This is a genomic window from Gimesia panareensis (genome assembly GCF_007748155.1).
Taxonomy (GTDB): domain Bacteria; phylum Planctomycetota; class Planctomycetia; order Planctomycetales; family Planctomycetaceae; genus Gimesia; species Gimesia panareensis.
In genome coordinates this window covers 589,738-612,100 of record NZ_CP037421.1, presented here as the reverse complement: position 1 = coordinate 612,100, position 22,363 = coordinate 589,738, and the positions used below count along the sequence as shown (strand labels likewise).

At 53.6% G+C, this 22,363-nt stretch carries 20 protein-coding genes; 10 read left to right on the top strand and 10 right to left on the bottom strand.

Annotated elements, in window-relative coordinates:
- Positions 1 to 44: 44 nt before the first annotated feature.
- Positions 45 to 1,721, bottom strand: coding sequence for an NAD+ synthase (locus tag Enr10x_RS02360; RefSeq protein ID WP_145448033.1), 1,677 nt, complete (start codon positions 1,719 to 1,721; stop codon positions 45 to 47).
- A 389-nt stretch (positions 1,722 to 2,110) separates the two neighbouring features.
- Between Enr10x_RS02360 and Enr10x_RS02355 the strand changes: the two genes are divergently transcribed.
- The gene (locus tag Enr10x_RS02355; protein ID WP_145448032.1) at positions 2,111 to 2,377 is read left to right on the top strand and encodes a hypothetical protein; all 267 of its coding nucleotides are present in this window, start codon (positions 2,111 to 2,113) and stop codon (positions 2,375 to 2,377) included.
- An 89-nt stretch (positions 2,378 to 2,466) separates the two neighbouring features.
- On the opposite strand, the gene Enr10x_RS02350 is transcribed toward Enr10x_RS02355, so the two are convergent.
- From Enr10x_RS02350 to Enr10x_RS02340, 3 genes are all read right to left on the bottom strand, one after another.
- Positions 2,467 to 4,896: a HEAT repeat domain-containing protein gene (locus Enr10x_RS02350; protein WP_145448031.1), complete on the bottom strand. Its 2,430-nt coding sequence runs from the start codon at positions 4,894 to 4,896 to the stop codon at positions 2,467 to 2,469.
- Between the two features lie 424 nt (positions 4,897 to 5,320).
- On the bottom strand, positions 5,321 to 5,881 hold the full coding sequence (locus Enr10x_RS02345; protein WP_145448030.1) for a CinA family protein: 561 nt from the start codon (positions 5,879 to 5,881) through the stop codon (positions 5,321 to 5,323).
- A gap of 86 nt (positions 5,882 to 5,967) precedes the next feature.
- A protein-coding gene (locus Enr10x_RS02340; RefSeq protein ID WP_390621347.1) for an IS5 family transposase occupies positions 5,968 to 6,797 on the bottom strand; the annotation gives its coding sequence in 2 pieces (ribosomal slippage) (positions 5,968 to 6,407 and positions 6,407 to 6,797; 831 coding nt in all).
- 136 nt (positions 6,798 to 6,933) lie between these two features.
- On the opposite strand from Enr10x_RS02340, the gene trmB reads away from it, so the two are divergent.
- The gene (trmB, locus tag Enr10x_RS02335) at positions 6,934 to 7,566 is read left to right on the top strand and encodes a tRNA (guanosine(46)-N7)-methyltransferase TrmB (RefSeq protein WP_232093204.1); all 633 of its coding nucleotides are present in this window, start codon (positions 6,934 to 6,936) and stop codon (positions 7,564 to 7,566) included.
- Positions 7,567 to 7,576: 10 nt separating this feature from the next.
- Here trmB and Enr10x_RS02330 read toward each other — a convergent pair whose 3' ends face one another.
- From Enr10x_RS02330 to Enr10x_RS30495, 3 genes are read right to left on the bottom strand one after another with little or no spacing between them, the layout of a single operon-like run.
- Entirely contained in the window at positions 7,577 to 8,251 is a 675-nt protein-coding gene (locus tag Enr10x_RS02330; protein WP_145448029.1) for a hypothetical protein, read from the bottom strand.
- Positions 8,252 to 8,300: 49 nt separating this feature from the next.
- Positions 8,301 to 9,170: a TAXI family TRAP transporter solute-binding subunit gene (locus Enr10x_RS30500; protein WP_145448028.1), complete on the bottom strand. Its 870-nt coding sequence runs from the start codon at positions 9,168 to 9,170 to the stop codon at positions 8,301 to 8,303.
- On the bottom strand, positions 9,160 to 9,696 hold the full coding sequence (locus Enr10x_RS30495) for a TAXI family TRAP transporter solute-binding subunit (protein WP_145448027.1): 537 nt from the start codon (positions 9,694 to 9,696) through the stop codon (positions 9,160 to 9,162). The genes Enr10x_RS30500 and Enr10x_RS30495 overlap by 11 nt, the downstream gene beginning before the upstream one ends.
- Positions 9,697 to 10,008: 312 nt before the next feature.
- Here Enr10x_RS30495 and serA point away from each other — a divergent pair, with 312 nt between their 5' ends.
- From serA to Enr10x_RS02305, 3 genes are all read left to right on the top strand, one after another.
- Complete coding sequence (serA, locus tag Enr10x_RS02315; RefSeq protein ID WP_145448026.1) at positions 10,009 to 11,634, top strand: phosphoglycerate dehydrogenase; 1,626 nt, start codon at positions 10,009 to 10,011, stop codon at positions 11,632 to 11,634.
- A gap of 311 nt (positions 11,635 to 11,945) precedes the next feature.
- The gene (locus tag Enr10x_RS02310; RefSeq protein WP_145103618.1) at positions 11,946 to 12,596 is read left to right on the top strand and encodes an HNH endonuclease; all 651 of its coding nucleotides are present in this window, start codon (positions 11,946 to 11,948) and stop codon (positions 12,594 to 12,596) included.
- A 230-nt stretch (positions 12,597 to 12,826) separates the two neighbouring features.
- Positions 12,827 to 14,140, top strand: a complete 1,314-nt coding sequence (locus Enr10x_RS02305; RefSeq protein WP_145448025.1) for a homoserine dehydrogenase — start codon at positions 12,827 to 12,829, stop codon at positions 14,138 to 14,140.
- A 12-nt stretch (positions 14,141 to 14,152) separates the two neighbouring features.
- Here Enr10x_RS02305 and Enr10x_RS02300 read toward each other — a convergent pair whose 3' ends face one another.
- Both Enr10x_RS02300 and Enr10x_RS02295 read right to left on the bottom strand, forming a co-directional pair.
- A complete protein-coding gene (locus Enr10x_RS02300; protein ID WP_145448024.1) occupies positions 14,153 to 14,983 on the bottom strand; it encodes a peptidylprolyl isomerase in 831 nt (276 codons plus the stop codon).
- Positions 14,984 to 15,042: 59 nt separating this feature from the next.
- Positions 15,043 to 15,960: a carbohydrate kinase family protein gene (locus Enr10x_RS02295; protein ID WP_145448023.1), complete on the bottom strand. Its 918-nt coding sequence runs from the start codon at positions 15,958 to 15,960 to the stop codon at positions 15,043 to 15,045.
- A gap of 123 nt (positions 15,961 to 16,083) precedes the next feature.
- Between Enr10x_RS02295 and Enr10x_RS02290 the strand changes: the two genes are divergently transcribed.
- From Enr10x_RS02290 to Enr10x_RS02275, 4 genes are all read left to right on the top strand, one after another.
- A complete protein-coding gene (locus Enr10x_RS02290; protein WP_145448022.1) occupies positions 16,084 to 16,512 on the top strand; it encodes an acyl-CoA thioesterase in 429 nt (142 codons plus the stop codon).
- Positions 16,513 to 16,644: 132 nt separating this feature from the next.
- On the top strand, positions 16,645 to 19,113 hold the full coding sequence (locus Enr10x_RS02285; protein WP_145448021.1) for a helicase HerA domain-containing protein: 2,469 nt from the start codon (positions 16,645 to 16,647) through the stop codon (positions 19,111 to 19,113).
- Between the two features lie 875 nt (positions 19,114 to 19,988).
- Positions 19,989 to 20,540: a hypothetical protein gene (locus Enr10x_RS02280; protein WP_145448020.1), complete on the top strand. Its 552-nt coding sequence runs from the start codon at positions 19,989 to 19,991 to the stop codon at positions 20,538 to 20,540.
- 80 nt (positions 20,541 to 20,620) lie between these two features.
- Positions 20,621 to 20,944 (top strand): hypothetical protein, encoded by a 324-nt coding sequence (locus tag Enr10x_RS02275; protein ID WP_145448019.1) that lies wholly within the window; start codon positions 20,621 to 20,623, stop codon positions 20,942 to 20,944.
- A gap of 249 nt (positions 20,945 to 21,193) precedes the next feature.
- Here the strand turns inward: Enr10x_RS02275 and Enr10x_RS02270 are convergent, their stop codons facing one another.
- The gene (locus tag Enr10x_RS02270) at positions 21,194 to 21,538 is read right to left on the bottom strand and encodes a hypothetical protein (RefSeq protein ID WP_145448018.1); all 345 of its coding nucleotides are present in this window, start codon (positions 21,536 to 21,538) and stop codon (positions 21,194 to 21,196) included.
- Between the two features lie 588 nt (positions 21,539 to 22,126).
- Between Enr10x_RS02270 and Enr10x_RS30210 the strand changes: the two genes are divergently transcribed.
- Entirely contained in the window at positions 22,127 to 22,354 is a 228-nt protein-coding gene (locus tag Enr10x_RS30210) for a hypothetical protein (RefSeq protein ID WP_232093203.1), read from the top strand.
- Positions 22,355 to 22,363 lie beyond the last annotated feature (9 nt).

The following is a 22,363-nucleotide window of genomic DNA, read 5'->3' as shown; positions in this document are numbered from 1 at the left end:
TCCCATTCTAAACAGCGAGTTGAGTTCAGGAGCGTCGTCAGTGGTCACTCATCATCCCAGTGAAAGCGAGCGGCCATCGGCATGCGTCGACCGGAGCCAAACGCTCGTGCCGAAAGTTTGATTCCGGGCGGCATCTGTCGTCGTTTAAATTCGTTCCGGTCCAGGCGGTTGGCCACCCATTGGACTGTCTCGCGCGGATACTGCTCGGAGAGACTCCGCACAGAACGTTCGTCTTCGATCAGCCCTTTGAGAATTCCGTCGAGTAATTCGTAGGGAGGCAACGAATCCTGATCGACCTGGTTGGGTGCCAGTTCCGCACTCGGGGCTTTGTCCAGAATATTTTCCGGAATGATCGTGCGACCCGCTCTCTGATTGACGTATCGTGAAACCAGGTAGACATCACATTTCAGCACATCGCAGAGCACCGCAAAGCCTCCTGCCATATCCCCATACAGTGTGCAGTAGCCCATCGCCAGTTCACTCTTGTTTCCGGTTGCCAGTGCCATCCAGCCATGCTGATTACTGCGTACCATCACATTGGCACCTCGAATCCGCGCCTGCAGGTTCTGGTCGGCCAATCCCGCCGGTGCTTCACGCAGATCATCACCGATGACCGGCAGATTCTCAAACGCCTGATGAACTGTATCAATGGGAACCGTTTCGTAATCAATCCCCAGGTTCTGCGCCAGTTCGAGAGAATCCGCCACGCTGTGCTCGCTGCTGTATCGACTGGGAAGCAGCAGAGCATGCACGTGCTCCGGTCCGATGGCTTCTGCAGCGACAGCTGAAGCCAGCGCACTGTCGATGCCTCCTGACAGCCCGAGTACACAATCGGTAAATCCACACTTCTGCATGTAATCCCGCAATCCCAATACCAGCGCATCGAACAATTGTTCTTCACGAGAAAGCGGAGAAACCGTCAGCGACGTGCCATCATCCAGCGTGCTGGTATCAAAAAACTGCAGGTCTTCCTCAAAGCCTGACAGCTGCAGTCTGAGCCGGCTGTTCTGATCCAGTACAAAACTGTGACCATCAAACACCAGGTCATCGTTGCCACCCACCTGGTTGACGAACAGGTATGGCACAGAGTAGCGATCGACATGCGCCTGGATAATCTGCTGGCGCCGCTTCCGCTTGTCGATTTCAAACGGGCTGGCAGAGATATTGATCAGCAGATCAGAGCCCGCTTCCGCCAGGATCCGGACCGGGTCGGGAAGGTGTGCTGGCTGATTATGATAAAATGTATCGGGCTGCCCCCACCAGGCATCTTCGCAGATATGCAGGCCCAGCTTGAGCCCTCCAAACTCAACAGGACGGATCTGTTCCTGATCAGCATGCCGGAAATAGCGCTGTTCATCGAAGACGTCATAGTTGGGAAGCAGCAGTTTGTGCACACAAGCCTGGATTGCTCCCTGGTAGAGCAGACTGGCCGCGTTAGCCATCCGTCCTTCAGGCAGATCCCGGCCGGTAGGGTGCCCCACAATCACGCCGATCCCGGCTGGTATTTCCTGCGCCAGTTGTTCCACGGCCCGGTCACAGGCCTGAATAAAACCTTCCCGCAACAGAATATCTTTCGGCGGATAACCGCAAACGATCAGTTCGGGAAACAGAACCAGATCCGCGCCGGACTGTTCAGCGCGTTGCGCCGCTTCCAATATTCGCTGACAGTTTCCACGGAGATCTCCTACTGTCGGATTCAGCTGGGCTAAAGCAATTTTCACAGACGCTCTTTTCTCCTGAAACAGATGCAACAATTGTACGGATTCTACCAGCCAGACCGACAGGGATAACAAAACCCGCAGAAATCCAGTCTGCAGGTAAAGGAATTTGCTGAATCTGATTCGAATTCAGCACTTTTTTTTGACCACCCCGGACATGCGACCTAAGTTTAGATGAGCAGAACCATATCTCTCAAGGGAACAGGGCCATTTGTTAAGGCTCATTTTAGATTGATTCCCCCTTACAAAGCATCCCGGCACAGAGATCTCCAATGACACATTCTAGAAAAAGATCGACTGCAAAAACAGACGGACGGCCATTACTGAGCCATACCTCGATACTGATTATCAGTATTTTTATCCTCGGCATGGCTACAGGTAAAATCTCATCTGTGCCAGAGAACAGCCTGTTTTTGATGATGGGGGTCTTCGGTGTGATTTCTTATTTTGGACTGGGTGCCCTGGCCGAAACGCGCGCACGCAAGCGTCGCCAGCAGATTCTGGAGCGAAAGGAAGAGGCGCTCGAAGGCCGGCTGGAACGGCACTTGACGAGTAATCCGCAAAACGACACACCTCAGCGCGTCGCCTGCGGAGGCTTCAACCCGAACAGACCCTGCCAGCCCGCTATGCCCCAGGCAACCGCAGCCCGAAACATTTGAAGCTCGATGGTCCATCCGGGCAAAAAAAGAACGGTTTCAAATCGCTTTCGCAAATCTGAAACCGTTCGTGGTCTTTGCTTAACGTTCAGCTAGTTTGCTGAGGGTGCGTTAATCTGATGACGTACCCGAGCCAAAGCGTTGCGAGCCGCAGTCCGCACATCCGAGTTCGTATCGAAACGGGCTTTCTGCAATTCCGGAATCGCTTTATGAGCAAAAGGCCCGATTTCTCCCAGAGCGTAAGCTGCTCCCGCACGTACCTGGCTTGCCTTATCCTGTAGTGCCAGTGAGAGGGCTGCTACCACCCGCTCATCTTCCGGTCGCAGGTCAGCCAGCGAGTAGCAGGCCAGCCAGCGGATATTCACATCCTTTGAGACCAGACACTCTGACAGAGTCTTATTGGCCTGGTATCTCCATTCCGGATCGCGAGCCAGCAGTTCTGCCGTATGCAGACGAACATAAGCATTGTTGTCTGACAGCGAACGTACCAGGATCGGCGTCAACTCCTGTGACTGGTACCCGATCTGAGCCAGAACAGCAGCGGAGAAGGAACGATCACTTTCGACGGAAGAATTCATGGCTTCGATCAGGGTCGGCACCGAATCATCGGTGTTACCTTCAATTTTCCATAACGAGAACGCACTTTGAATCCGCACTCCCATGTTGTCATGCAGTGACAGGGAACGCAGCGCCGGTACCGATGCAATCGCTTCGGCTTCCATCGCCCCCAGTCTCTGGATCGCCTGTTTCAATTCAGGTACATCCTGGGAATCCAGCTGCTTGACCAGATATAACACTTCTCCACTCGCATTCGGACAGAGTGCTGCAGCGGAATCGGGTGGCACGATTTCCCGTTTAGGCTGACTGAGGCTTACGTTCTGCACAACCGGTTTCTGCACTGGCTGCACAGGTTCGACTTCAATCTGCCGGGAAACGGTGCTGATCTTTCCCTGCCCCATTTTTGACTTGGGATCCACCGGATTCCAGGTTCCAATCTGGGCTACTTCAGCATCTTCAAAAGGTGAGTCTTTGACGACATCACGATGATAGTTCTGAAACGGATTCTGAGATTCCTGAGGAACTGCACTCTGAGCGACCTGATGGAACTCAGGCTCTGACTGCACACGTTCTGCTTTCGATGGTGTAAAATCGGAAATCAGCTCTGTCTGCAATTCCCGCATCAGTTCATAAGCGGAACGTTTCTGCGGGGATGGTGCTGTCGCAGGCTTGGCAGAAGCACTTGCCACCTGCTGTTCTCGAACTTCTTGGAACGGCTGTTGTACCGGTGTGCTCGATTCTTCAACTTGCGCCACCGCTTCATCAGTCAGTTTTCTGAAAGTTACATCTTCTTCTGGTTGAGCCTGACTCTCTGCACGGGCCAGCATTTCATCCAGTTGTGACTGAACCGGTTTCTGCTGCCGTTTCGTGTCTTCAAGTCCGGCTTTCATCTCCGCCTTGACTTCGGCGACTTCCGTTTTTTCCTGTTCAAATGCGGATTTGTTCAAACCGGAATCAGACAGAAATGGATCTTGCACTTCCTCCCGGGCTGAGTTCCCGGCAATCCGGTCACGGATCACGCGGAAAGGAGAATCTTTGGCAGCAGCCACTTCTGTTTTGGGTGTGAAGTCCTCTTTGGTCGGTTCCGCTGCAGGAGTGGTTTTCGGTTTCGCTGATGTGTTTTGGGCAACATCAACTTTACGAAACAGATCCTTCTCCGCACTGACCGTGTCCACTTTCGGTTTCGTGGAGGTGGAACCTGAATGCCGCGCCATCTGTACGTCAGACTGCGCTGCTGCTTTCAATGTCGGATCGGAAGACAGCTGTGCAATATTCTGCTGCACCCGGGCCAGCAGTTGCTGATTCTGTTTGAATTCTTTAGAGCCCCGTCTCAAACTGCTGCGCTCACTGGCTGCCATTTTACTGAGTGCCAGTGATCGCTGATAACGATCCAGGGCTTCGCGTTTCTCGCCACGCTGAGCATGTAGATGAGCGATGATCTCATGCGCTTCTGCCGGGGTGCTGATCTTGCACAGCTGAGTATAGCTCTCGTGCATTTTCCCCTCTGTCCCCAGAACCGTCGCCAGACGCGTCACAGCGCGTTCATTGTCAGGCTCCAGCTTCACGGATTTCTGCAGAACTTTTTCTGCCTCTTTCAGCTTCTTCATCTTGTACAGAGCATAACCGTAGTCGCTCAGTAATTCCGGACTTTCTGGTGTCAGTTCTTCTGCCTGCTTGAAGTACTTCAGAGCTTCTTCACGCTCACCCAGGCGATAACTTACGATCGCCAGTCGGTGGCAGGCCATGGCCCGTTTGGGATCCGCCTCGAAAATATCTTCGTAGGCTTTCTTTGCCTTTTTTAATTCTTTTTTGTTTTCCAGATTCTGAGCGACCTCCATTTTGCTGTCCAGAACCTTGGCCTTCGCAGAGGCTGGGAGCATGGCTGTGGGCAGATGAGAACAGCCGGTGAAGGGAACAGCAACAGACGCTGAAAGAACTGCGGCCCAAATACTGCAGCGCTTCATTTTGAAATCCTCGAATAAATAGAGTCGAGAGCGATTAGTTCAGTTTAGCCGTCTCGTGAGCACGAATGACTGAGAGTTTTTGAGAGTCAGTTCAAGCTGTCGCTGGCGTCGGGTTTACCATGCAGCCTTCCCCGATTACGAATGTAACAGAGGAATTATCTGCAACGACAACTCACGGCTTTATGAATAGTTCGGTTATTCATGTTGTGCCGATGCAAAGGGAAGTGCAGAATATCGTACCCGTAATAAAGATCGTGCCGGAAGCACCGGCTGTAACGCGTGGCCAAAGCAGGGCAGCGATTCCGGACAGTTAAACTTTGACGATTATTCCGAATTTGCCAGCAGGACCTGTTTCCTGCCTTCAGAGGGTTAAAGTCAACTCAAATTGCAGGCTTGAAAGTCGTTTCCTCTGCAGACGTAACTGCTAATCTTCCAGTGCTTTGGCGATCAGCTTCAGCATCTGATCCGCAACTGCCAGCTGCCGTTCCTGCCTGAGCGAAAGCCCAGTTGTCGGGTCAGCATTCACGGGACCTGCTTCTCTGAGCGCGTCACTCTGGAGTGCATCCACACTGACCAGTTCCGGAGGAACAGAAAGATCCGTGTGAGCACGTCTTCCCACCGCGATACAGACCAGACCGTCCTGAGACTCTGGCGCATTGGGCCCCAGATGTCCGGTAATCGCTGCCGACAGGCTCGCTTCGGGAGTCTGACGCAGTACTCCCAGAGCCATTTCCCGGGCCGTCTCGCGACTCACATCGGTATATTTTTCCAGAGTTTCTGCCTGCACTCCCAGCCATTTCATTTTGGTATCCCAGCGGTAGACCACTGCAGAGCCACAGAAACAGTCGGAAATTCCAGGCAGGCTGGTCAATAACGTCGCAACCAGACCACCAGTACAGCTCTCTGCCAGTACCAGTTTCTGGTCGCGGAGCATCAGTGCCGTTTTGACTTCTGCAGCAGACTGGATCAGGAACTCGGGAAACATGGGGATCTCTCCAAAAACAGAGTTTGCGCCTCTGCTGATAATTTACACAACATCCCATCTATTCTACAGTGTGCCTAGAAGTGGTTTCATAACTTATTAAGTAATGTGAACACGCACGCGAGTTGTGCGAATCCTAAAAACAAATGACTGTATCGTTCATACCGTATTACCAGACGACGAAAGTTGAACAGCCAACTGAAGGTGCGTTCGACTTTCCAGCGGCGTCGATATCGTCGCAGAGCACGCCCATCTTGCGTCGCTGGTTTCACACGGTTCTTGCGATGCGGACAGACCAGTTCTATCTGCCGTTCTGCCAGCTCTGTGCGCAGGGGATCGCTGTCGGCCGCACGATCATAAATCAGGCGATCGGGGTCACGTGGCAAAACGCGCTGGTCCAGCAGGGATTCAATCAGCTTCACCTCTGCCGGAGAGGCACTGGAACGATCCAGAGCGAGAGGGAGTCCGTTTCCGTCGACCAGCAGCATAAGCTTGGTTCCCTTTCCCCGTTTTGTCTTTCCGACATCGGCGCCCCTTTTTTTGCGGGGCAGAATGTGCCATCCCCGAATGCTTCCGACCAGACTACCAGCTTCCGTCGGTCGAAATGTTCGAGCAATCGCTGCCATGCTTCCAGGAAGACACCGTCTTCGGTCCATTCCTTGAAACGACGCCAGCAAGTGCTGGGAGATGGTAAAAATGTTGGTAAATCTTTCCATCGGGCACCGGTCCTTAATACCCAAAGGATTCCTTCGAGACACTCGCGGGGAGCCACTCTGGGCCGCCCTCCGGCTGCGTTTGCCGGTGGTTCTGGAAACAGATCTTTGATCAGAAGCCATTGCTCGTCCGAGAGTTGTGGTTTTGGTTCCGTCCTGGACCCGGTAATGTTGCGACCTGTGGCAGGTCGTGACACGCGGGTCATGGTCATAATGAGACCTCCTTTCTGGGGAGGTACTCCTACAAATACTATACCAAACTGTTCACGTAATTTAGGGTTTTGAAACTACCTCTAAGGAAATTACTGTCTTTACACTCAACCAGAAAACAATCCCTACTCCATGATGACGCGTTCGAAATCGACTCGAGACCTCAAACCCTATTTTCAGACCCTCGAAGACCTGGAGGGACCATTCGACTGGACTGCATTTTTTGGCAACGATCATCCGGTGGTTCTGGACGTGGGCGCCGGTCGTGGTCTGTTTCTGTTTAACTCGAGTGGAGCCAGTCCGGACAAAAATTTCCTGGGCATGGAAATCGACTACCGGGAAGGCCGACGGGCGGCAACGCGTCTGCTCAAAGCGGATCGTCCCAATGCGCGCGTACTGGGCGGCGATGCACGGATTGCCTTCGACAAATTTATTCCGGAGTCATCCATTTCCGAAGTCCACGTTTACTTTCCCGATCCCTGGTGGAAGAAACGCCATCACAAACGGCGGATTTTTACTGACGTTTTCGTAGAACGGATTACCCGGGCTTTAAAGAACGGCGGCGAACTCCACTTCTGGACCGACGTGGAAGAATATTTCGAACGGGTCACCGCTCTGATGGATCATGCTCCCCAGTTCACCAAACGGGAAGCACCTGAGGAAAAGCTCCCCGAACACGACATGGATTTCCAGACCAGCTTTGAACGAAAAAAACGCAAGGAAGGTTGGATCATCCATCGGGGTCTCTGGGTGCTTAGCAAGTAGGCCTCCGCTTTCAGTTATCGAGGACCGCCTGCTGCAGATCGATGGGCCGGTTAAACTTCGCCCGGCGGTCAATGTGGTACCACCAGATCCCCCGAATCGGATAGAAGAAGACCGACCGTACATGATCATGCTGTTGCTGCATGCTTGCCAGATAGGATTCTTCGAACTCCGGTAACTCGCGACACAGCTCCAGATGTTTGAGCCGCAGCAGATCCGCGACCCCGGCCTGATGCTTTTCGTGCAACAGTTCGAGCTGTTCGATTCCAAAAGACTGGACGAACCGACGGGGAGGCAGGGGAAAGATCAACGACTCCCGGTCATTGGCCGTCAACAGGGAGTAGTCGTCTTCAAAGACCGTCGTAAAATGATGAATCCGTCCGTAGGGTGACAGTGTCACCTGAAAAAAGGTGGCGCTGTCAACATGTTCCCACACCAGAATAAAATTCTGCTGCCTGCGAAAGACTCCCACTTCTGCAAACTGGCGGGTGCGGGCCCAGTCAGACTCGACGCGGCATTTGCCGTCATAGTAATCAACGGCCTCTTCCTCCGACAGCAGAATCAGCTGGGGAGAACGCATGTGCTGAATCGCGTAATAGATCAGAATCGGGATCAGCACAAACAGGTAGCAGATAAACATGACCGCCAGCAGAATGACGACATTAATCAGATTGGCATTAGCCGGCATAGTCCAGTTCCGGGCGGGTAACCTTGTAATTGAAAGAATCAGAAACGTCTCAGTCGTCCTTCATTTTCTCACCCAGGCGGTCAATTTTCCAGCCTAAAAGTTTAGCGTTAATTTTATCACTCAGGGCATGACACATTTCCAGGAAGACATCTGTTGCCCGGTCTTCGTTCAACTCGTGCGCGGAAAACTGTTTCAAAGTATGCTGCCTGAGGCTGGTCACATCGTCCAGCAGCGTCAGCAGGGCCGGACCGTCCTCCGCCTTGTTTCCATCCAGTTTCATCTGCTGATTTTCAATATCGACCAGTTGCCTGATATAACGATCCAGCCTGTGCTCCTTGGCTTTCATACGGCGTTTTTGAAACCAGTGAATCAGCAGATAGCCGGCAATCAGCATCGACACGATAAACGAGCGCATGCCTTCGGTCGCTTCGACAAATTCCGAATTGAGAAACGGTTTCAACTCGGGATTGTAAACATGATCTGCCCCATCGTGCATCGGAAATCCCTGGTTCTCGCGGGCGAATGTATTTCCCTGCGCAGACAGTTCATTTAAATGCATCTGCCGGGAGAAGTTCTGGTGCAAAACCTGTGACGTCACCACAGAGACCAACTCATCCGAAACTGATTCCCTGGTCAACAACAGGGCACCGCAGGCAACGGTGGGCAGGTTTCGCTCGGGAATCACGCGCTGCTTCCGGGAATACATGCCCGCGGGAATCTCATAGGGATAGAAGTGCGTTTCCCGACGTGTCAGCGCACCGATATACGGAATTTCGAGCAGTCGGAACTGGCCGCTTTCCAGCAGTTGATGCAGGATCGGAGCTTCCACACCCAGCGTCATGAAGACCGCGTCCAGTCTGTTCTGCCCAAACTGTTCTTCAATTTCCCGATAAGTCAGGTAGGCGGGATCAAATTTCATCCAGGCTCAACTGCAGGTGATCCAGTAAAGGCAGACTGGCAGCCAGATCGCCGGACCCAGGCAGACCGATGGCGATCCGTTTCCCTTTCAGCTCACTGACACTGATGATTTCAGAATCAAGGGGCACAATCACATGCATGACCTGGGAATACAGATTCGCAATGAAGCAGATCTCGTCGTTGTCAGGTGCGACTGCCCGTTTTTGTTTTTTCGGTCCGGGTTCCCTTTGGGTCAGCTCGAACTCAGTACCGGGCTGGTAGAAGCCCAGGTCCGCTTTGCCTTCCCGCAGTAATTTTAAATTTTCCAGCGACCCCTGTGTCTCCAGGATCTCAACTTTAATCGGTAACTGCTCCTGCAGCATTGATTTGAGCTGCTCGGCCATTCCGTAATACCGCCCCTCCGAGTGCCCTGCCGCAATTGTAATTCGGTCCGGCAATGCGGTCATCCAGCGGTAGGTCTGATGCAGAATGACCGGCAGGGAAATCAGTAGAATCACAATCAGAATTTTGAGGACCTTACGTTTCATATGTCACTTCTTCGATGTATTCTCAAAAATAGTAATCCAGACTAACAACCGCGAAATGTGCACAGAATATCATACCCGTTTCCGGGTCGGTTATCCCCTTTTCGGCAGGAAATTGCAGCATCTCATCAAGAGAAACGGATCTGGGCCCGGGAGGTCTCAAACTGTTTGCTGAATTCCCGAGTTTGCAGCGTCGTTTGCCTTGGCGCTATTTTTTGGCGAACTATGCTAAGGGACGATACCTCTGTATCATGAGGGGATTACTGTGACTCCCCTGACCCTCTTTCCCTTATTTTGAATAAGTGAGTGAATTCCATGTACCGAGTCCTGATCACGGACAATCTTTCGCCAGCTGGTCTGAAAATTCTCGAAGACAACCCGGAAATCGAAGTTGATGTTCGTTCCGGCCTCTCGCCGGAAGAAGTACGGGAAGCACTCAAGTCCGCTGACGGTATTATCATTCGCAGTGCCACCAAACTGACCGAAGAGATTCTGCAGGGCCAGCCCCGGCTGAAAGCCATCGTACGGGCCGGCGTCGGCGTCGATAACATCGACCGCGTCGCTGCCACCCGCGAAGGCATCATCGTCATGAACACCCCGGCGGGAAACACCACCAGTACCGCCGAGCAGACCATCGCCCTGATGATGGCACTGGCCCGGAATATCGGCCCCGCTTATGCCACCATGAAAGAAGGCAAGTGGGAACGTAAAAAACTGACCGGAACCCAGGTTGCAGGTAAGACACTGGCCGTCATCGGTCTGGGTCGTATCGGCCTCTCTGTCGCGCAGCGGGCTCAGGGACTGGAAATGAAAGTCATTGGCTACGATCCTTTCATGTCGGCCGAACGTGCCGCCGAGTATGGTATCGAGCTCTATAAGGAAGTCGACGAGATCGTCAAGCACTGCGACTTCCTGACCGTGCATACTCCCCTCACAGATGAAACCCGCGACCTGATCAATGCCGAGCGGATCGCCACCATGCGTCCCGGTGTGCGGATCATCAACTGTGCCCGGGGTGGAATCGTCAACGAAGACGATCTGGCAGACGCCCTGGAATCCGGCAAAGTGGCTGGTGCCGCCTGTGACGTATTCACACAGGAGCCACCGGAAAACCGTCGTCTGATCGATGCTCCTAACATGCTGGCTACACCGCACCTGGGTGCTTCGACAGATGAGGCTCAGGAGATGGTGGCTCTGGAAGCAGCCGAGATCATCACCGACTTCCTGACCAAGAATGAAATCCGCCACGCCATCAACATGATTCCGGTCTCCGGAGCGGAAATGGCCGACCTCAAACCGCACATCGAACTGGGGCACCGCCTGGGACTGTTCCTCTCGCAGCAGACCAAAGGCAGCCTCAAAAACGTCCAGATCCAGTACCGGGGTGAAGTCGCCGAGAAACAGACCAAGCTCATTACATCCAGCTTTGCAGCCGGCCTGCTCTCACATTCATTCGAAGCCGAAATCAATATTGTGAATGCCACCGTCTTCGCAAAAGACCGGGGCATCGATATTTCCGAATCCAAGTCCACTGAAGCCGGCACACTTTCGACGATGATTTCGGCCACAGTGGAAACGGAAGAAGGAAAATTCTCCGCCGCGGGTACCATCTTCGGTCAGGACTTCCTGCGTCTCACAAAACTGGACGAGTTCTACCTGGACGGTTACCTCGACGGCAACCTGCTCATCTACCGTCACCACGACGTACCGGGCCTCATCGGCTACATCGGTACGGTCCTGGGGAACCACAAGGTCAACATCGCCCACATGGCCCTGGGTCGTCTCCAGAACCAGCCCGGCGGTGAGGCCATCGCGGTCCTGAATGTGGACGGTGAAGTTCCGGAAGAAGCCATCGCGGAAGTCTCCAGCCACAAAGATGTTTCCTGCGTGAAGCTCATCAAAATGCCACCAGCCACAGCACCACTGTCCTGGCTGCAGTAGGGCACACAAAGGCTTAACAGTCGCTTCATCGTTTCTTTGAATTCGATGAAGCGACTCAGCCATTTCAGCGAAAAATCCCGCCTGCTCAGGGATTGTATTGAACATCAGGCCCCCTCATGCATAAAATATCTGCGTTAGAGGTACGTACCTGCCACATTTGAGTGAATTCGACAGATTTCAATTGACTGCGAAATCAGTTAGGTTATCATTCGCGGAAATCTAAGAGTTGAGTTTACTTAAGTCGCTTCGGTTCTGAATGTACCTCACAGTTTGCCATAACCTTGTTCAGAGATCTGGAGGGTGGGCGGCGTATGATTTCAGCAACTTCCGGGAAGGCACAATCGAGTGCCATGCAGGCGAGCGTATTGGCGCTCAATAAGACTTATTCGCCAGTTCACGTGATCTCTGCCAAACGTGCCTTCTGCCTGCTCAGCAAAGATATCGCCGAAGTCATCAGTGTCGAAGACGGCACCTTCATGAACTATGACTTCAATTCCTGGATTGAAATCAGTGAATTACGCTCTGAGTTCAACGAACGCAACGAACTCGAAGACTGGATCCTCGCCGTTAATTTTGAAATCCAGGTCCCCCGAGTCGTCCGGCTGCTCCGCTACGACCGCATCCCCAACAATACCATCAAGTTCAATCGACGCAACATCTTCATTCGCGACAGCTACCGCTGCCAGTACTGCCAGAAGAAATTCAGCATCAAACAACTCAGCCTGGATCACGTCATCCCCCGCTCGCATGGCGGCGGCATGAACTGGGAAAATATCGTCAGTGCCTGCCGTCGCTGTAACACCAAAAAGGGAGGTCGCACCCCTTCCCAGGCCGGCATGAAGCTCCTGCAGAAACCAGCCAAACCCAGCCGGAATCCAGTGCTCCTGCAACAGGTGAAGCAGGCGAAATACGAATGCTGGAAAAACTTCGTCGGCTCAAAAGAACTCCTCAGCTGCGACTGATCATTCATTTCTCTCGCCGTAGCCGGCCCCTTGCCTGTCAGTGACTCCCGGCAGCAGATTCTTGTGTCCTGTTCCCTCAAAATCGACATATTCCCTCTGTTCCTCGCGTCGATTTCTCCTGAAATTGCGGGCCATGGTTCCACTGGCTCTCTGAACCGTCTATATTACGGGACGAATAATCAAAAATCCTCGCTGAAAGTCTATACATCAGAAAGTCTCAGGAATCAGGAATGTCGTCTTCTCCGTTAAACGTCGCCATTATCGGCATGGGAACCGTAGGTAGCGGTGTCGCTAAAATTCTTCTGGATCGAGCAGATCAGATGACCAACCGCGCCGGTCGTCCGATTCACCTGAAACGAGCTGTCGTGCGCGATCTCTCCCGCCCCCGCAACATTGAGCTGGCCGAGGGAGTCCTGACCGACGACATCGACTCGGTACTCAACGACGACGACATCGACGTCATTATCCAGCTGGTCGGCGGAATCGATCCCGCGTACGACATCATGCTGCGTGCCCTGGAAAGCGGCAAAGACGTCGTCACTGCCAACAAGGCCCTGCTCTGCGAAAAAGGGGAAAGCCTCTACCAGCGCGCCCGCGAACTGGGACGCTGCATCTGCTTTGAAGCAGCCGTCGCCGGCGGAGTTCCGCTGATTGAAACCGTCACCCAGGCGATGTCCGCCAATCAGATCACTTCCATCGAAGCCATTCTGAACGGCACCAGCAATTATATTCTGACTCAGATGTTTTCACACGATGTCAGCTACGATGACGCGGTCAAAAGTGCTCAGGAGATCGGTTACGCGGAAGCCGACCCCGCCATGGACGTGGATGGTACCGATGCCGCCCAGAAACTGGGAATCCTGGTGCAACTCTCGCTGGGCATCAAAGTCGGCCTGGACGAGTTCCTCAGACAGGGCATCGATACCCTTTCACTGGCAGATCTGAAATACGCCTCCGAACTGGGCTACACGGTCAAACTGCTGGCGGTCGCCAACCTGATCGACGGCCAGCTGGAAATGCATGCCCAGCCTACATTGATCCGCAACGACAATCCCCTGGCGCACGTGGAAGACGCCTACAACAAAATCGCCCTCGAAGGGGACGCCGTCGGCAAGATCTGGCTCTCAGGCATGGGCGCCGGTCAGATGGCAACCGCCTCGGCGGTGGTCGCCAACCTGATCGATGTTGCTGTCGGGCGGGCCGCAATTACCTTCCCGCGTCTGGACCTCTGGAATCCCCGGCACGACATCAAAATCATGCCCCGCGAAGAGATCTCACGTCGCTACTTCCTGCGACTGAATGTAGAAGACCGCCCGCACGTACTGGCTGATATTACCAACGTGCTGGGCGATCATGAAATCAGCATCGCCAGCCTGGTCCAGCATGAGGCACCGGAAGTCGATCCCAATGAAAGCTTCCCGATCGTGCCTCTGGTCATCATGACACACCGGACCACCGAAGGCCGCTTCCAGGCCGCCAGCAGAGAACTGGAACAGCTGGATTGTATCCGGGCCCCCTTCGTCCGCATGCCGGTCAACGATTAAGCGGGAAAGCCGTTATTCCTTCTCTTTAGCAGCAGCCTCTTTCTCCGGTTTGGCTGCTGCTTCCTTCTCAGGTTTTTCAGCATCCTTTGTTTCAGGCTGCTTTTCTACCGGTTCTTTTTCGCCTGCTTTCTCTTCAGACTTTTCAGCTTCCGGCTTCGCTTCTTTCTCAGCTGGTTCCTCGCCGACAATGGTCGCTTCTTTAATGTAGTCCAGCATGGGAAATTCTTTTTTCAGATAGGCATTCCCCTGTTCTACGATGCCCCCCTGAAAGGGACCGCGTCCTTGAGGGGCACCCTCTCCATACTCTTTGTAGAGTGAGTCGACCACATCCATTCCCTTGACCACCTGCGCAAAGGGAGAGAATCCCATCTGATCCAGATTGGAATTATCGCCAAAGTTGATAAAGAACTGGGTGGAACGGGAATTCGGCAGACCGGTTTTCGCAAACGAAACATACCCTCGTTTGTTCGATTCGACCACGGGATCATCCATGATATTGTTGTCTTTCCATTTCGCGTGTACCGCGGGATCACCATTGATACCCACCTGGGCCATGAACCCGTCAATCACGCGAAAGAAAGCCACGTCATTATAGAAACCTTCTTTCACCAGTTCTTTGAAGCGTTCTGCCCCCCGGGGTGACCATTCGGGATGGACTTCCAGCAGAATGTCGCCTTTGGTCGTTTTCAACAACACCTGATAATCTTCAGCATCGGTGGCAGCCGACTTGGGACCACCAGCCGCTTCCGGAATCTCAGCATCGCCGGCTGTCGGAGTTTCACTGGTACATCCCACCAGACAGGGAATCGCCAGGCATAATGCCAAAAGGGTGAATCGTAACATCAAATCTTTTCCTTAATCTATCTTGCTGAATTCAATAAAATGAAACTGATTAGTCTTGGTTAACTGTTCTTGATTTCCTGGCTGAGTTGTTCGAACTCATCACGTAACACCGGCATCGCCCCCGATTTGCTGGCCACCAGACCACCGACACGGTTCGCAAACAGAGCCGCCCGATCCCAGGGCCAGCCCAGTAGACGTCGTGAAATCAACGCCGCGGTAAAGGCATCACCGGCGCCCACCGCATCGGCCACTTCGACCGGCGTGCCCGGGATATCATAGGACTGGCTTTCCGCATAAATCAAGCATCCCCCCGACCCCCGGGTAATACAGACTGCTTCCACACCATAATCAGTCTGCAACTGCTTCGCGAACCGGGGCAAGTCGCTTCCGTCTACACTCAGCAGTTCAGACAGGACCTGAACTTCATCCTGGTTCAGTTTCACGACGCGAGCCGCCTTGAGTGACCGCTCGATCCAGTCCCGGTCATAATATTTCTGCCGCAGGTTGATATCGTAGACCACCAGGCAGTCTTCCCCGGTTGCTGCCAGACACTGGTGAATCGCCTCACGAGAAGCGGCTTCGCGCTGGGCCAGTGTTCCGAAACAGACCGCCTGCGCTTCGCCCATCAACGTCGCCAGCCGGTCATTGAATTCCAGATGATCCCAGGCAACCTGCTCATGAATCGTATACTGCGGATCGTTGGCATCACTGAACTCCACGGTCACCGTGCCGGTCGGATAGTTTTCATCCACCTGGACATAATCGGTCGCCAGCTGCTGCTGTTTGAGAAAATCGAGCAGCTCCCGGCCCAGGTCATCCTGGCCAACCCGCGTCACCACGGTTCCCCGGCAGCCCAGTTGATTGGCCTGGAAAGCAACATTCGCAGGTGCCCCGCCCGGCCGACGATCATCACCAAAACAGTCCCACAGCAATTCACCTAAACCAATTACCAGCGGGAGCGACGCAGAATTATTCATGGAACTCCGATTCCATTCCTGTAGATTTCAATTACACTGTTGACCAGTAACTTAATACGCCTGCCCATCAGCATTGTAGTGCATTTCAGCTGATACCATACCACAATTCGGGATAGAAATTCCATGCATCGTATTTATGAATACCATCATTTGGTCACCAATGATGAAATCGACGGACTGGGACACGTCAACAACGTCGTATACCTGAAATGGCTGCAGGACGCCGCCGTCGCTCACTCGGGAGCCAACGGCTGGCCGGCCCGACGCTACCGCGAACAGGGAATCGGCTGGGTCGCCCGCAGTCATTTCATCGAATACCTGCAGCCTGCCTTCGTGAATCAGGGAATCATCGTGCAGACCTGGATCTCCAATCTGCTCAAGGTGAAATCCCTGCGGAAATACCGCATCATTCGCCCCGCAGACTCCGAGCTGCTGGTCCGGGCCGAGACCAACTGGGCCTTCGTCAATTATGAGACTCTCTCCCCCTGCCGTATTCCCGCTGAAGTCTCGGAATGTTTCTCTGTCGTCGCTGACGAGGAAGCACCGGAGTAAGCAGCCTTTTCAGAGAAGTTCACAGACAATACGTGAATTCCGGATGCACGCATGCTACGCTATTGACTACCAGACATAACCGCTCCCTGATCAGCGAGCCTTTCCTTTCCCAGTTGCATTTCACGGTGTGCCATGACTGACCAACCCTACGAAAAACTAGGCGCCTTCTACCTCGGCAAAGAATACGACCTCTCCCAGGGAACAGTCAAAGACAATCTCGTCCTCTACGACAGCAAAGACCTCACGACCCACGCGGTCTGTGTTGGTATGACGGGCAGTGGCAAGACGGGCCTCTGCCTCTCGCTGCTCGAAGAAGCCGCCATCGATGACATTCCCGTGATCGCCATCGACCCCAAGGGAGACCTCGGCAACCTGCTGCTCAACTTCCCCGATCTGAAACCCGCCGACTTCCGCCCCTGGATCGAAGAAAGCGAAGCGGTCCGCAAGGGGAAGACCCCCGATGAATACGCCCGTGCAACCGCCGACCTCTGGAAGAAAGGCCTCGCCGACTGGCAACAGGACGCCGACCGCATCGCCCGACTCCGTGATGCCGTGGACATGGCCATCTACACTCCGGGCAGCAGTGCCGGCCTGCCGATCTCGGTTCTTAAATCGTTCGATGCCCCCAGTGACGCGGTGCTCAATGACAGCGACGCCCTGCGGGACCGGATCCTCTCCGCCGTCTCCGGACTGCTGGCGCTGCTCAAAATCAACGCCGACCCGATTAACAGCCGCGAACACATTCTGCTCTCGAATCTGCTCAGCCATGCCTGGAAAGAAAAACGGAACCTCTCGGTCGCCAGCCTGATTCAGGAAATCCAGGCGCCCCCCTTCGACAAAATCGGGTTCCTCGATCTGGAAACGTTCTACCCGGCCAAAGACCGCATGGGACTTTCACTGCAGTTGAACAACCTGCTGGCCTCCCCCGGCTTCGAAGCCTGGATGGAAGGCGAAGCACTCAACATCGGCAACCTGCTGATGACGAAACAGGGGAAGCCCCGAATTTCGATCCTCTCCATCGCGCACCTTTCCGAATCAGAGCGGATGTTCTTCGTGACCGTGCTGCTCAACGAAGTCCTGGCCTGGGTCCGCAGTCAGTCGGGGACCTCCAGTCTCCGCGCCATCCTCTACATGGACGAAGTCTTTGGCTACTTCCCCCCGACCGCGAATCCCCCCTCCAAAACGCCCATGCTGACGCTGCTCAAGCAGGCCCGCGCCTTTGGACTGGGTGTGGTACTCTCCACGCAGAACCCGGTCGACCTGGACTACAAAGGGCTCTCCAATACAGGCACCTGGTTCATCGGTCGTCTGCAGACCGAACGGGACAAGGCCCGCGTGCTGGACGGTCTCGAAAGCGCTTCGGGGACTGCAGGCAGTCAGTTCCACCGCCAGCAGATGGAAGCCATCCTCTCCGACCTGGGAAGCCGCGTCTTCCTGCTGCACAACGTGCACGAAGATGCCCCCGTCGTCTTCCACACCCGTTGGGCACTCTCGTACCTCCGCGGCCCCCTGACCCGCACACAGATCCAGACGCTGATGGAACCCCGCAAGCAGGCACTCGCCGACGAAACACTAACCACGGTCATCAGCGCCCCGAGCACCGCCGAACCCACAACAACCGCCGAGCCCGATCAGCCACCGTTGATCCCCCCCGACATCAAACAACGCGTCTTCCGCGCCTCCAGCATGCTCCCCCAGGGCAGCAGACTGGTCTACCGGCCCGGCGTACTCGGCCTGGCGAAGCTCCGCTATGCGGATGCCAAATCCAAAGTCGACCTCTGGCAGGATGTCGCTCTGTTGATCTCCCTCACCGGCGATGTCCCCGAGAGCCTCTGGGAAGCAGCCACCCCCATCCCTGTCGGCGATCTCGATTACGAAGACCAGCCTTCCGACCAGGCCTCCTTTGCCGGCATCGACACCGCCCTGACCCGCAAGACTCAATACCGCACCTGGGAAAAAGATCTGAAGAACTACCTCTACCAGGAACGTCCGCTGGACCTCTGGTTCAGTGCCGACCCCAAACTCTATTCCGATCCCGAAGAAAACGAAGCCACCTTCCGCGCCCGGCTCAAGCAACTGCTGCGGGAAGAACGCGATCTGCAGATCGAAAAGCTCCGCGCCAAATATGCTTCCAAACTGGAAACGATCCAGAACCGCATCCGCACCGCTGAAGAACGGGTCGCGCGGGAAGAGTCCCAGTACAGCGATAAGAAAATGAGCTCCTTCCTCTCCATCGGCACCACCATCTTCGGCGCCATCATGGGTCGCAAACTCGCCAGCGCAACCAATGTCCGCAAGGCCTCCACCGCGGCCCGTAGCGTCGGTCGCGCCGCCAAAGAATACGACGACATCGAACGCGCCAAAGAAGCGCTCAAAGTTCAAAAAGAGAAATACGAAGAACTCGAAGCCGAGTTCCAGCAGGAACTGGATGAACTGGAAGCACCGATCCGCCCCGAGGACCTGGAAATCGAAGCGTACCCGGTCCGCCCCCGCAAATCCGACCTGATGATCAACGAAGTCGCCTTCACCTGGCTCCCCTGGTCGGTGGACGAAGCCACCGGCATCAGCGAGCCCCTCTACCGGCTGGAAGACGTCTGTTAGGAATTCCTGTCAGGCCGACCGGGAACCACTTCCCGCTTTTCAGTTCGCTTCTGTCTTCATTTGCCTGAACAAACTAGACTGGACCCGCACCTGCGTCTGACCAGAATGCCTTGTTCTGCGTCGCGCGCGCGAGCAACGATCTTTTTTCACTACTTTTTCACGGGAACATGCAGCACCGATGCCACAAACACACTATAAAACCCTCTGGTTTCAGCACGATTTGAAAAACAGCTGCTCATTGATGCATGCCATTTTCGGTTAACTTTTACCGCTTTTTACCGCATAAAAGCCGCTGATTGCCATTAATGTCACGTTTTGTCACCCGATCCCGCAGAACAGAGGAAAGCAGGGACGGCCCCGCGTGTCCGCCCGCCTGGCGACATTGATTGCAATGCCAACTCCCAAGGGACCCCCAACCAGCGTCAAAGACCAAACCGACCATTTTACGAAAAAGAAACTCACCCCTGTAGATGAAAATCGTTAAGCTGAAAAGAAACGGTTTGCGTTGGGTGGCACTGTTGGCTCGCCAACAGTGATCGCACAACCATCCCAAATCGAGTGAAAAACGGGTAACCCCGAATGCAATTCGGGGCGAGCCTCGCGAGCAGGAAGTCACAGCTCAATCGACCAATCCACAACAGAGCTACCAATCTGAACCGTAGGGCGCGGACCCATGTGTCCGCCCGCCTGGCGACTCTGATTGCAATGCAGACATCCAAAGGAACCCAGCCAGATACCAAACCAACCATTTTACGAAAAAGAAACTCACCTCTGTAGCTGAAAATCGTTAAGCTGCAGAGGGACGGTTTGCGAAAACGGGTTCGAAAACCCGTATTCGATTCCTGACACCTTTTATGTCAGAAAATAGTGAAACCATGATAGAGATTCAGAATTTCAACAAGTTGATCGGCCAGAAGGTTCGTCGTTTTCTCATTGTTGTCTGGCCACCGATCGGGGAGGCCGGTATGTCAGCTGTTGACATGTCAATCGGCTTGATCCTGGATGAGCATGAAGGTGTATTTCACATTCAAATCGATAAAGATGATTTATGGACACCCATCGTTTCCGAAACATGTTTTGACGAAATCATTGAATGGAGGCAATTTCAGCCACGCATTGATGGCTGGATGAAAGGCCAGATTGATGGGCCTCTGCAACACGAAGTTTTTGATGCGACTCATGAAAGCATTTTTGGCAACATTGTATCCAGGGAAATATTGGACATTGAATGTATTACTTTAAAGTCAGAGTTGAATCCATTTGCCATCAAGATTTGTTTTCGAGACGACTATCTTCTGGTATCACCTATCAGTGATGGGACGACCATCGAGACTTCTTTGTTCAACAAATCAGACAATTTGAAAGTGTTTAGAAAACTGGGTGAACTTGAGTTGATTCCACTGCGGGACGCAGTGAACCGTATTTAGTACTCTATTACTGCCCTGCTGTAGAGCGTAGAAATGGGTGCTGTTTTTTTTAATTCCTTTCAACGGGAATCAGTATTGTGATGCGTCTGGTACAGTCACTGGAACTAGATCAGATCTTGAATCTGGCCGAAGCGATACTCTGGATTTCCATTGCGTGTCTTTTTCTCTTCCAACTGCGTCACACGAAGCAAAACAGAGATTTATCGATCACGTGCGTCATCGCCTTTGCGCTGTTCGGAGTCTCCGATTTCATCGAGATCCGCACCCGGGCCTGGTATCAACCCGTTTCACTCTTCATTCTGAAAGCCGGCTGCATTGTGACGTTTGTCACGGTCTTCATCATCTACCGCAGACGTCGAAAAACTCCCCCTGACAAGACGCCGCAATGCCCCCCTGACTGCTGATCGAGTAACCATCCCAGATCGAGAGAAAAAAGGGTGGGCCCGGATGCAATCCGGGCCGAGCGCAGCGAGCAGGAGGTCGCAGCTCATGAAATCAATCCACAACAGAGCTGCCAACCGGAACCGTAGGGTGCGGACCCAAGTGTCCGCCCGCCTGGCGACTTTAATTTCAATGCAGAGATATAAGTCGCCAGGAACAGTTATCGACGTCGTATCTGGCTCCTGACACTTTTTTAATTTCCAGTTGGATCCCTAGTCATCGATCCCCGTGTCTTCAGTGCCCACACCGAAGCCGTGGGGGTGGGACGCCTTCACTTCCAGTACGTGCTTCCAATGTTGGACGAAGGTTTCCCCGTGCTCCGCTTCCAGGCGTTGCTTCTCCTCCTCCACACGCTTCAGCACCTCCGGCCACCAGGTGGCATTGAGATACGCCACGCGGCGGTCGTGTTCTTCGACAGAGATCCCCTCCTCATCAGGATCCAGCCCTTCCTGCTCAAAATTCATGTCCCGCCAGTGATCGCCGGGGTGGGGAACAAACCCTTGTGTGTCATGAGGAAACTTGTGGTTGTAGGAATCCATGTGAGACTTGTGAAACATCGAAACCTCTCCTTTGCAATCCAGAATGCGAATCGAAGTAAAGTGCCTCACTCTATTGGAATGTTCGGCTCGAAAGTCTTCAATACTGAATGCCGGGTAGATCCGAAGAAATTCCCATGAGACAGTAAAGTCAAAATGGCTTTTCAGGGTTTTGAAGCGATTAAAGGTGCCCGGAAACGTTTTCTGGTCTCGTCGGGTGGAACTGTTGGCTCGCCAACAGTGATCGAACAACCATCCCAAATCGAGCGAAAAAGGGGTAACCCCGGATGCAATCCGGGCCGAGCGCAGCGAGCAGGAGGTCGCAGCTGCCGTGATCAATCCACAACAGAGCCGCCAACCTGAACCGTAGGTCGCGGACCCATGTGTCCGCCCGCCTGGCGACTCTGATTGCAATGCAGACATCCAAAGGAACCCAGCCAGCGACCAAACCGACCATTTTACGAAAAAGAAACTCACCCCTGGAGCTGAAAATCGTTAAGGTGAAGAGAGACAGTTTGAGGAAGCAGGAGTTGAATACTCGTATTCGGTTCCTGAAAACGATTCTGTCTTCTTTTACTCCTGTTATGAAAGATAACGAGGACCAGATTTGTGATCTCACAACAAGACATCGAAGCAAATTTTCCCGATATCGAATATCTTGCAAGTGATATTTTGACGTTTCAGGATATCGTTCCCGCTTTTAAATTCCTGTATTACTTCATGCCAGATCATCGATCACAGAGAGATTTGCTTCTAGTGACTGATGGATATCGGGATGATCAATTTGCTCAGTCGATTTTGCTCGCAGCACAGCAGTTGGCTGCCAGACTGCCTTGACGAAACATC